This window comes from Saccharothrix sp. CCNWYY140, assembly GCF_037401995.1.
Lineage (GTDB): Bacteria > Actinomycetota > Actinomycetes > Mycobacteriales > Pseudonocardiaceae > Actinosynnema.
This window is the reverse complement of record NZ_JBBEGC010000186.1, coordinates 1-11046: the sequence shown is the minus strand read 5'-3', so window position 1 is coordinate 11046 and position 11046 is coordinate 1. Positions and strand designations below refer to the sequence as shown.

Annotated in this window: 10 protein-coding genes; 2 read left to right on the top strand and 8 right to left on the bottom strand. The window is 70.1% G+C overall.

The features are described from left to right. Nucleotides 1-128: 128 nt before the first annotated feature. The 7 genes from WBN91_RS37340 to WBN91_RS37310 form a co-directional block, all read right to left on the bottom strand. Nucleotides 129-761, bottom strand: a complete 633-nt coding sequence (locus WBN91_RS37340; RefSeq protein WP_337728983.1) for a hypothetical protein — start codon at nucleotides 759-761, stop codon at nucleotides 129-131. A gap of 233 nt (nucleotides 762-994) precedes the next feature. Further along, a complete protein-coding gene (locus tag WBN91_RS37335) occupies nucleotides 995-2242 on the bottom strand; it encodes an ATP-binding protein (RefSeq protein WP_337728984.1) in 1248 nt (415 codons plus the stop codon). Beyond that, entirely contained in the window at nucleotides 2242-4302 is a 2061-nt protein-coding gene (locus WBN91_RS37330) for a trypsin-like serine peptidase (protein ID WP_337728985.1), read from the bottom strand. The genes WBN91_RS37335 and WBN91_RS37330 overlap by 1 nt, the downstream gene beginning before the upstream one ends. A 4-nt stretch (nucleotides 4303-4306) precedes the next feature. Next, nucleotides 4307-5464, bottom strand: coding sequence for a trypsin-like serine peptidase (locus WBN91_RS37325; RefSeq protein WP_337728986.1), 1158 nt, complete (start codon nucleotides 5462-5464; stop codon nucleotides 4307-4309). A 135-nt stretch (nucleotides 5465-5599) separates the two neighbouring features. Then, the gene (locus tag WBN91_RS37320; protein ID WP_337728987.1) at nucleotides 5600-6361 is read right to left on the bottom strand and encodes an ATP-binding cassette domain-containing protein; all 762 of its coding nucleotides are present in this window, start codon (nucleotides 6359-6361) and stop codon (nucleotides 5600-5602) included. Beyond that, nucleotides 6358-7413: an ABC transporter permease gene (locus tag WBN91_RS37315; protein ID WP_337728988.1), complete on the bottom strand. Its 1056-nt coding sequence runs from the start codon at nucleotides 7411-7413 to the stop codon at nucleotides 6358-6360. Before WBN91_RS37315 ends, WBN91_RS37320 begins: the two co-directional genes overlap by 4 nt. Continuing rightward, nucleotides 7386-8432, bottom strand: coding sequence for a sugar ABC transporter substrate-binding protein (locus tag WBN91_RS37310; RefSeq protein WP_337728989.1), 1047 nt, complete (start codon nucleotides 8430-8432; stop codon nucleotides 7386-7388). Before WBN91_RS37310 ends, WBN91_RS37315 begins: the two co-directional genes overlap by 28 nt. A 166-nt stretch (nucleotides 8433-8598) precedes the next feature. On the opposite strand from WBN91_RS37310, the gene WBN91_RS37305 reads away from it, so the two are divergent. After that, nucleotides 8599-9618 (top strand): LacI family DNA-binding transcriptional regulator, encoded by a 1020-nt coding sequence (locus tag WBN91_RS37305; RefSeq protein WP_337728990.1) that lies wholly within the window; start codon nucleotides 8599-8601, stop codon nucleotides 9616-9618. Here WBN91_RS37305 and WBN91_RS37300 read toward each other — a convergent pair. Further along, complete coding sequence (locus tag WBN91_RS37300) at nucleotides 9615-10352, bottom strand: SDR family NAD(P)-dependent oxidoreductase (RefSeq protein WP_337729438.1); 738 nt, start codon at nucleotides 10350-10352, stop codon at nucleotides 9615-9617. The two genes, WBN91_RS37305 and WBN91_RS37300, sit on opposite strands and share 4 nt — an antisense overlap. A 96-nt stretch (nucleotides 10353-10448) precedes the next feature. Between WBN91_RS37300 and WBN91_RS37295 the strand changes: the two genes are divergently transcribed. Continuing rightward, nucleotides 10449-10799, top strand: a complete 351-nt coding sequence (locus WBN91_RS37295) for an ArsR/SmtB family transcription factor (RefSeq protein WP_337728991.1) — start codon at nucleotides 10449-10451, stop codon at nucleotides 10797-10799. Nucleotides 10800-11046 lie beyond the last annotated feature (247 nt).

Sequence of the window (11046 nt, the reverse complement as noted above, 5' to 3'; positions counted from 1 at the left end):
TGGGGGAACCGACGCCCTTCACCCCCCATCGGTGGTCTCCCTGCTAGCTTTTGATCTTGAGAGCGCGAAGCGCGTTCAGCTTGAGAGCGAAGCATCACTCTTGAAGATCTTGAAGAGTCTGCCCATCCCTAAGCGCGGTTAACGCAGATAGCGCGCCCCACGGCATACCAGTCATAACCGAACCCGTCGTCATCCTCCCAAACGTTGAGCTGGAACCAAGACGTCCCCGCCGCCCACAAGTTCGGCGACACCTGCCCCGCCGGCGTCACCCCACCAGCCCCGATGAACGACCACCCCGCCGTAAGCCACCGCTGATGCGACTCGCACCGGACATCGAACATCTTGTCCGACCGGTCCACCACAGAAGTCGCACTGTGCAGGCTCAATCCCGGCAACGGGTCCGCACACACCGCATACGTCGTCAGCCGCCACGTGCCCGCGTACCCATCCGGATCCTCCATCCCAGTCACAGCCACGCTGGTCAGGTCAGCGGACGGTGCGAGTTGGTTGACCCAGACCTGCCCTTCGCCCTGCGTGTTCCACCCCGCCGTCAGCACCTTCTTCCCGACCGGACAAGTAGCACGAACCTGCTTGTTCCCCGACGTGTGCTCGGAGTGCTGCACCACCACCTCATGCCCAGCCACCGGCAGCGCGCACACCACCTCCACCACCAAGCTCCACTCCTCGGCGGTGCCGTCCTCGTCCTCATGTGCCACGGCGACCGCCGCCACGGCCGACGGGATGAGTGCCGTGATCAGCACGTCCCGCCGAGCGCCTCTGGTGTACGCCCGTGCCCCTATGAGCTGCTTGCCCGAAGGGCAAGACACCCCATTGATACGGGTTGTGGCCGAGGAAGGACCGGCCGGATCGGACCAGAACACGTCGTCGCCGGGGATCGCGGCCCCAGCCGGTGTGGGGATGCAGAGCAAAGCGGCCGACATCGCGGCCACGACAAGAGAGCGAACCACGCGAACCTCGCAAAGGGAGTCGGTTGTCACCGACCGAGACGTCCCGCAGAGCCGCCGGTTGCCTCCGGGAGCCGCAACGACTCCACCACACCATCCACAGCAGACACCGACCCCCGCCCGGACACCACAACCCGCAGCCCCGCCAACCCCATCCCGTGCCGCAGCCGCCGAACCCACTCCATCATGGGTCGCTCCGGATCGTTCCACCCTCCGGACAACGGCCGGTCACGCCGCACGTCCTCAAACGTATCCAGCACCAGCACCACAGTCCGCCGCCCGAGGTCATGCAGATCCACCAGCACCCGCGCCTCCGCCTCGAACTCGGTCTCCCCTGCCAGCCGCCGCTCCTCCCGGGCCTGGTGACGCAAGGCGGAGAAGTCGGCACCAGCGATCGGCCACGCCCAACCCAGCTGCCGGGTCACCTCGAAAGACAGTTCCAGCTCGGCGTCGGCCCGGAACACCTCCCGATCGAAGTCGATCACCACCACGACCGACCCCTCCCCAGCCTCCCCGTCCAACTGCCGGTCCAGATACGGCACAACCAAGGCGGCCAGCAGCGTCGACTTGCCCACACCACCCGCCCCCGTCACCGCGAGCACCGGCACCGGCCCGCGAGGATCGGCAGGCGCACACACGAACTCCCGCAACACCTCCAACTCACGCTCCCGGCCGTGAACCCCGACGTCGAGCAGCGCCGCGTAGCTGTCCCGGACCGCCATCAGCCCCGCCCGCCGCCGCGCCTCAGCCAGGTACGCCTGCCGACCACCCAGCGGCGCGACCCACGTCAGCGCCTGGAGAATCGCGCGATCGTCCCGCTTCTCTCGGGCAAAACGCCGGAACAGCCGCCCGCCATCACGGCCCACCCCCGCCAGCTCACGCAACGTCCGCCCAGCCTCATCGGTCGGCACCGAGTCCGCTTCAGCCAGCGCCGCCCTCACCGCACCCTCGGCAGCCAACCGGACCAGCGTCTGCTCACGCGGCCCACTACGCATCGTCCACCGCCACTGCCCTCCGACCAGCACCCGGTCGAAGTCGATCGCCACAACGTCCAGCACCCGTTCCGCCTCACCCCCAGGCAGCGCACGCACAAGATCCCGCGGCGCAACCGCACCGGACAACGCCGCCCGCGCCCGCACCACCCGCACCACGTCCTCGGCGACCTGCGGCAGCTGAGGCGGGGACAACCGCCGCACCAACGCCCGAGTCTCGGCCTCCGACCGCCCCGCCAGAAACGCCTCGACCAACCGCTGTTCGTCAGGCGTCACAGGTGTCATCACGCCACCTCGCGCGCCTTGAGCATGGCCCGGATCAAGTCGATCGCCCGGGACGCGGCCCGATAACCGGTCAGGTGCTCCGCCTGCGCCCGCCCCAGCGCGAACTCCGCGAACGCCACGTCATCCGGCCCCGGCGTCCCGCCCGGCCCGACCAACGCGCACGCCACGTCCTCCGCCGTGGGCGGCTTCAGGTCCTCCACCGACCGCGTGTACGGCTCGGGCGGGACCTGCTGCCAGGACACCACGACCAGCCGCACGGTCCGGTACTCCGGCAGCGCCCCGATGAGGCCGAGCAGCAGGTTGTCGAGCCCCTGCCGGCCGCCGGCCCGGTCGAACCCCTCGAACACCAGCCACACCGCCCGGCTGCCGCCCACCCCGTCCAGCACTGCGCCCAGCCGGGGCGCGATCCCGTCGCGGACCCGGTCCGGCGCGCCGGGCGACACGTCCAGCTCGGCGGACAGCGTGCCCGCGACGTGCTCGGCGAACCCGGCGGTGTCGGTGCCCAGCGCGTTGGCCACGTCCAGCGACACCACGACGCCGTCGCTGTGCCGCCGCACGTACTCCCCCACCAGCCGCTTGGTGAACCGCAACCCGGTGCCCGGCTCACCGCGCACGACCAGCAGCCGGTCCTCGGCCGGCGCACCCTCGCGCAGCGCCCGCCACAGCCGCTCCTGCGTGCCGCGCCGACCCACGACCCGGCGGGGACCGGCCGGTCCGCCGACCTCCTGGAGGTAGGGCACGACGTCCTCCAGCTCGTCCAGCTTGGCCAGCCACCGGCACACCGGCACGGCCCGGTTGCGTGCCTGCTCCGGCACACCCGCCGCGTCGCCGACCGCCTGGAGCGTCCGACCGCCGCCTTGGTGCAGGGCCACAAGGCGCCACTCGTCGTCGAACAGCGGGGCACCCGACGAGCCGGCGACGGTGTTCGCGTCGTGCAGGTACCGCACGGCGGGCGCGCCCAACTGCTCGTCCAGCCGCCCGATGGACCACAGCAACGGCTCGGCGGTGCCGCTGGCGCGGCCCGGGTGGTGCAGGACGTGCACCGGGAACGGCTCTCCGGGCGGCTGCACACCCAGACGGGTCCGCCGATCCCCCCGACGCGGCTGCGCGAGCCGGATCAACGCCAGGTCCCACGGCCCGTCGACGTCGGTGATCCCGGCGATGTCCCGAACGTCCTCCAACCCCAACCGCTCCGACGCCGTAGGCAGACTGCACCACGCCAACCACCGCTCATGCAGCTCCGCAACCTCACCCTCGAACACCCGCACGTCCTCGCCCGGCCCGATTTGTCGGTCCCCCGTGGGACAATCGAACCGGGGGCCGGAGGCCTCACCCAACGACACCGCCCGCACCCCGCCGGCTTCACCCAACGACGCCACCGCCCGCACCCCGCCGGCCTCACCCAGCGGCGACACCGCCTGCAACCCCGCGGCTCCGCGCGGCCCGGCGGCTCCACGCGGCCCGGCGGCTCCACGCGGCGCGGCGGCAGGCGGCGGCAAGTAGTCCTCGGCGTACCCAAAGGTCAGCCGCAACGCGTCCCGGCTCCCCGACACCGCCACCATCACCCCGCCCTCCACCCGCACCAACTCCTGCACGACGTGCGCGGCGGTCGCAACCAGGGTCGGCCGCACCAGCACACCCGTGCCCCGGTGCTCGCCGCCGATGTCGATGCGGCACACCCGGTCGCAGCTGTCCAGGAACCTCCGCGCCGACACCAGCGCGCTCTTGGGCGTGAAGTCGCCGTTGACGAACGACTGGAGGTTGAACGCCGCCGCCCCCAGCAGCGCCGTCAGCCGCTCCTCGAAGCCCGGCAACACCAGGTCGCCGTTGATCAGATCGATCGCCAGCCGGCGCAGCAGCCCGCGACCCTCGGCGACGGTCAGCGCCTCGGCCGTGAACTCCAGCGGGTCGGCGCCGGTGTCGCGGCGCAGGTGGATGCCGTGGGTCAGGCGCAGCGGCTCCCACACGCGGTCCACCAGGACGGGGTCGTCGAGCTTGACCGCGTGCGCCAGCGCGAGCAACGCCGGGTCCCAGCGGCCCTCGTCCACCGGCGCCGCCACCGCGCTACACCCCCAGCGCCGCGTCCAGGTCGGCGGTGATCCGCTCGGCCGCGTGCGCCCAGTTCTCCCGCAGGTGGTTGCCCGCGAAGTGCAGGCCCAGCACCGACCGGCCGTCGCCGTCGAGGTCGACCAGCGCCGACCCGGAGTTGCCGCCCAGCGTGCTGATGTCGTGGGTGAGCACCCAGCCCTTCGGGTCGTGGGCCACCTCGCCGGCGCTCGCCATGATCGCGCCCGGCGCGAGCCGCTTGAAGCTGCGCACGCCCGCGAAGATGCTCGCGAACAGGTCCGGCGAGGTCGAGCCGCCGGGGTAGCCGACCAGGTAGACGCCGCGCCCACGGGTGGCCAGGCCGCCGCGGCTGACCGGGTCGTCACCGCGCGCCACCCGCACCGGGGCCGGGAACGGCCTGCCGGGCACGGGTTCCAGCTCCAGGATGGCGAGGTCCAGGCCGCCGAAGTTCAGGTCCGGGAAGTCGGGGTGCCGAGTGCCCGCGCCGCCCTCGCGTCCGACCGCGACGACCCGGCGGATCGGGAACCGGCGCTCGGGCAGCGGACCGCCCACCTCGTGTCCGAAGTGGACGGACACGCCGGTCTTGAGCCGCCCCTGGAACCGGCCGTCCGCGCGCACGCCGCCGGGCGCGATCGCCTGGAGGACGTGGAAGTTCGTCGCCACGAGACCATCGCCGACGACCCACGCCGTGCCCTGGTAACCCAGCGTGGCCTCGGGTGACGGGTCGTCCACACGCCCCACCGACCGGCACACGTCCCGCACGGCGTCCGACACCCGGGACAGCTGCGCGGCGAACAACCCGAGCGAGGGTGCTCGCAGGTCCACGAAGTCGTCCTCGACGAACAGCACGGGCCGCGACCCGTCCGCCCGCACGACCGCCTCCAGCCCGGACAGCTCCGTCTCGCCGAGGGACGCGTCGCCGCCGTCGCCGTAGAGCCTGCTGAGGGCCTCGTTCGCGTTGCCGAGCAGGGCGCGCTTGGCGTCCGCGTCGGCCGGCACCCCGGTCTTCTTCTCCACCCAGGCGATCTCGGCCTGGAGCCGGTCCAGCAGCTCGGGCTTGGGCGGCGGGGTGCCGGGCGCGGCCCCGGCGTTCTCCAGCCGAGCCGCGCCCCGACCCTGGCCCAGCAGGTGGAGGTAGTTCCTGGCGTCGGTCATGGCGTCACCCGCAGTCGTGTGGTCATGGCGAGGACCTCCTGCCGTCACGGCTTGTGACTCGCCGTCACTACAGTCCTCGCCACGTCCACCCGACGTATTACCTCTGGCCTAACACGTTCACCCTTTCGGGCGAACCTACGGTGCCTCCATCGCGCCGGTCATGATCGCCACCGCGTCGGACATGGACACCGACTTCGGGTCCACGACCGCCTTGCGCCGACCCAGCCGCTGGATGTGGATGCGGTCGGCCACCTCGAACACGTGCGGCATGTTGTGGCTGATCAGGATGACCGGCAGGCCCCGGTCGCGGACCTGGAGGACCAGGTCGAGCACCGCTCGGGACTCGCGGACGCCCAGCGCGGCGGTCGGCTCGTCCATGATCACCACCCGACTGCCGAACGCGGCGGCCCGGGCCACCGCCACGGCCTGCCGCTGCCCACCGGAGAGTGTCTCCACAGCCTGGCCCGGGTTCTGGATGGTCATGATGCCCAGCGCATCGAGCTGACGGCGAGCCTCCTCGCGCATCCCGGACCGGTCGAGCATCCGGAACACCGAGCCCAGCACGCCCTTGCGACGGCGCTCCCGACCCAGGAACAGGTTCGAGGCGATGTCCAGCGACGGCGAGACCGCCAGCGACTGGTGCACGGTCTCGATCCCCGCCCGCCGGGCGTCGATGGGGTTGCCGAACGCCACGGGCTGCCCGTCCACCAGGATTTCGCCCTCATCGGGCACCAACGCCCCGGACAGGGCCTTGATCAGGCTCGACTTGCCCGCGCCGTTGTCGCCGATCACGGCGAGGATCTCGCCCGGCAGCAGTTCCAGGTCCGCGCCCGCCAGCGCCGTCACCCGGCCGTACCGCTTGACCAGGCCACGGGCCTCCAACACCGGTGTGGTCATGCCTTCACCTTCCGGATCCACTGGTCCAGCGAGACCGCGACGATGATCAACACACCCACAGCCATCGTCTGCCACAGCACGTCCACCCCGGCCAATGCGAGGCCGTTGCGGAACACGCCGACGATCAGCGCGCCCAACAGCGAGCCGATGATCGCGCCGCGCCCACCGAACAACGAGGTCCCGCCGATCACCACTGCGGTGATGGAGTCGAGGTTGTCCAACTGACCCGCCTGCGGGCTGGCCGAGGCGATCCGGCCGATCAGCACCCACGCCGCCAGCGCATACATCAGCCCGGCGGTGGCGTAGACGCTGAGCAGGACGCGGCCGGTGCGGATGCCGGACAGGCGGGAGGCTTCGGCGTCGTCGCCGGTGGCGTAGACGTGCCGTCCCCACGCGGTGTTCTTCAACGCGAACGCCATCGCGGCCACCAGCAGCACCATCATGATCGAGCCGTAGGTGATGCGGGTGCCGCCCACCGTGAAGGTCTGGCCCGTCCACAGCAGCAGCTTCGGCATGTCCGTGCCGCGGATGGTGGCGCTGGAGGAGTACCAGAGGTTCAGCGCGAAGAACACGTTCAGCGTGCCCAGCGTGACGATGAACGGCGGCAACTTCAGCCGCGTCACCAACAATCCGTTGAGCAGACCGCACAGCGTGCCGACCAGGAAACCCAACAGCAGCGCGGGAACACCGGGCAGCCCGGTGTCCGCCGCAACCTTGGCCATCACGATCGAGGTCAGCACCATGATCGCGCCGCAGGACAGGTCGATGCCGGCGGTGAGGATGACGATCGTCTGACCGACCGCCAGAGTCCCGACGACCGCGACCTGTTGCAGGATCAGGGAGATGTTGCCCGGGGTCAGGAAGCGCTCGGACAGCAGGGCGAACACGATCACCGCGACCAGCAGCACGACGGCGGGGCCGATGGTGGCCTGTGCGTGCAGCAGGTGCTGGAGGCGGGTCAGCGGGGACCGGTGGGTCTCCGGCGCGCTCACGGGGTCGGGTTTGGACAACGTCGTCGACATGCTCAGCCCCAGCAGTTCTGGAGGCCCCACGCGGAGTCCTTGGACTCCACGCCCTCGGCCGCCTGGTCGGTGATCAGGGTGACGCCGGTGTCCACGAAGTCCTTGCCCGCGGTGTTCTGCGGCTTGGTGCCGTCCTTGGCGAACTTCGCGATCGCCTCCACACCCAACTGCGCCATCTTCAACGGGTACTGCTGCGCCGTCGCCCCGATGACACCGGCCTTCACGTTCTGCACACCCGGGCAGCCGCCGTCCACCGAGACGATCGTGACGTCCTTCTCCTTACCCGCCGCCTTCAACGCCTCATACGCACCCGCCGCCGCCGGCTCGTTGATCGTGTACACCAGGTTGATGCCCGGGTCCTTCTGGAGCAGGTTCTCCATTGCCGTCCGACCACCGGAGGGGTCGCCGTCGGTGACGTCGTGGCCCACGATCCGCGGGTCGGACTCGTCACCGATCTTCTTCTTGTCCTTCACATCCACGCCGAAGCCTTCCAGGAAGCCCTGGTCGCGCTGCACGTCCACCGACACCTGGTTCGGGTTGAGGTCGAGCAGGGCGATCTTGGCCTGCTTGCCCTCCTTGGCGAACTTCGCCTTGGCCCACTGCCCGATCAACAACCCGGCCTGGTAGTTGTCCGTGGCGAAGGTGGCGTCCGCGGCATTGGCGGGCTCGAGTTGGGTGTCCAGGGCGATGACCAGCAGACCGGCCTGGCGGGCCTTGTCCACCGAGGGCACGATCGCCTTCGAGTCGTTCGGGGTGAGCAGGATGCCCTTGGCGCCGGCCCCGATGAGGTTCTCGATGGCGTCGACCTGGGACTGGTTGTCGCCGTCCTGCTTGCCCGCGAAGGACTGCACCGTCGCGCCGGTCGACCCGGCGGCCTGCTGGGCGCCTTCCTTCATCTTCACGAAGAACGGGTTGGTGTCGGTCTTGGTGACCAGTCCGACGAGGGTCGCCCCGCCGCCGGTGGTGGATCCTCCGTTGTCCCCGCAGGCGACCAGTGCCAGCAGAGCGGCCGAGGCCAGCGCGGTGCGCTTGGCGGTCGAACGCGCCATGTCTCCTCCTACGTCAACGTTGACGTAACCAGTCGTGGAGCGTGATCAGGGTGTTTGTGGACTGGTTACGGGGTCGGGGCTTCCCTTGAGTCATCGTTGACGCTAGCTTCGTGGCCGAAGTCACGACAAGTTGCCGTTACGCAAGCGTTACCCGGGGTGGAGCAGCATGGATCAGCGCCGCGAGCCGACGATGCGGGACGTCGCCGCACTCGCCAAGGTCAGTGTCAAGACCGTCTCGCGAGTCGTCAACGGGCTGCCCGGCGCGGGTCCCGAGGTCGTGGAACGGGTGCGCGCGGCGGCCCGGACCCTCGGTTACCGACCGAACCTGACCGCGAGCAGCCTGCGCCGGTCCGACAAGCGCAGTGCCACCATCGGGGTGCTGTTCGAGGACCTGTCCAACCCGTTCGACTCCGCGCTGCTGCGCGCGGTGGAGGACCGGGCGCGGCAGAACGGCGTGCTGGTGCTGGCCGGCAGCAGCGAGGACGAGCCGCACCTGCAACGCGAACTGCTCGAGTCGCTGGCGACCCGCCGCGTGGACGGCATGGTCGTGATGGCCGTGGGCGGGCACCAGGACGCACTCCAGCAGGAACGCGAACGCGGGACGCCGATGGTGCTCGTCGACCGCCCACCCACCTTCGGCGGCACAGACAGCGTCACCACCACCAACCGCGACAGCTCCCGCGAGGCCGTGCTGCAACTGGCGTCGTTCGGGCACCGGGACATCGCTTTCCTGGGCGACCGGCAGACCCTCTGGACCAGCCAGGAGCGCTACACCGGCTACCTGGAGGGCCTCGCCCACGCCGGCCTCAAGCTGCGCGAGGACCTGGTCCGCACCGACCTCAAAGGCCCGGACGCGGCCGAGCGGGCGACCGCGGAACTGCTCGACCGCGACCCCCGCCCGACCGCCTTGTTCACCGCGCAGAACCTGGTCACCGTAGGCGCCATGCGCGTGCTCCGAGCCCGTGACCTGCACCAACGAGTGGCCCTGATCGGCTTCGACGACTTCCCTCTGGCCGACATGCTGCACCCGGCCGTGACCGTGGTCCGCCAGGACGTCCCCGCTCTGGGCCGCAAGGCCGCGGAGCTGGTCTTCGCCCGCATCGAGGGCGACACGACCCCACCCGTGCACGCGGTCGTCCCCGCGACCTTGGTGCGCCGTGGCTCGGGCGAGATCCGCCCCGACTAGATGATGGTGCGCCCGCCGTCGACCATCAGCGTCGCGCCGGTCATGTAGCTGGACCGCGGCGAGGCCAGGAACAACACCACTTCGGCGATCTCCCGCACGTCGGCACTGCGACCCAGCAGGGTCGACTTCGCGACCTGCTCGGCCGCCTCCGCGTTGGTGGCGAGGACGGTCTCGGTAGCCACCGGTCCAGGCGAAACAGCGTTGACCCGAACCCCCTTGAACTCCGCCGCCCAGGTCCGGGTCAACGACTCGACCGCGGCCTTGGTGGCGCTGTAGACCGCCGCACCCGGCAACCCGACCGCGGTCGCCGCGGTGGAGATGTTGACGATGCTCCCCGCCCCCTTCGCCGCCATCTTGGGCGCAAGCGCGGCGGTCAGGAAGAACAACGCCCGGACGTTGAGGTCGAACAGCAGGTCGTAGGTCTCCACCGACTGCTCCGCCGTAGCCGCGAACGGAAAAATCCCGGCGTTGTTGACCAACACATCCACCTCCCCCACCTCCTCGGCCAACCGCCGCACGTCCCCGAGCTCAACCAGATCCGCCCCCACGAACCGCGCCACACCCCCATCCCCTTCGATCTCCCGCACCACGTCGTCCCCTCGCTCGGCACTGCGCCCGGCACTGCGCCCGGTGACAACCACTTCGGCCCCAGCGGCAGCAAGAAGACGCGCAGTCTCCCGCCCGATCCCCGCCGTGCTGCCAGTGACCAGCGCAACCTGCCCCTTGAGCTCCATGCCCACCCCAATGTTCGATGTTCGGTGACTATCGAACATCAACGTAGCGCCGATCGTTCGATGTTCGCAAACCATCGAACAAGCTAAGATCGAGGCGTGCGCCACAAGGACACGGACCCACCCGTCGAGCAACTCCACCTGCCCGACGTCATGGCAGCCCTCAGCGACCCCACACGCCTGGGCCTGGTCCGCGCGCTAGCAGACGGCGAGGAACGCAACTTCGGAGCCTTCTGCGCCCCAGTGGCAAAGTCCACCTTGAGCCACCACCTGCGCACCCTGAGAGCGGCAGGCATCGTCCACAGCCGAACCGAAGGCACCCGCTGCTACCTACGCCTACGCAGAACAGACCTGGACACCCGCTTCCCACACCTACTGGACGCAGTCCTGACGGCAGCCACCCAAGACGCCATAGGCACCCACGTAACCCTCCAACCCCACAACGACTAGACAACACACCCACACAACCATCCGCAGGCCGCCAACGCCCGAAGGGCGCGCTCTTCGAAGTAGCTCGCGCAGCAGACCTCCCAACTTGGGTTTCTTCCGTCATCCTTGGCGGCCTGCCCGCCGGCGAGGCTCTTTTCAAGATCTTTGAACGCAACGCTTCGCTCTCAAGACGAACGCGCTTCGCGCTCTCAAAACAAAAGAAGCGCTCGCCGCGCGGCAGGCCCCCGGGGAGGGAAGGGCGTCGGTT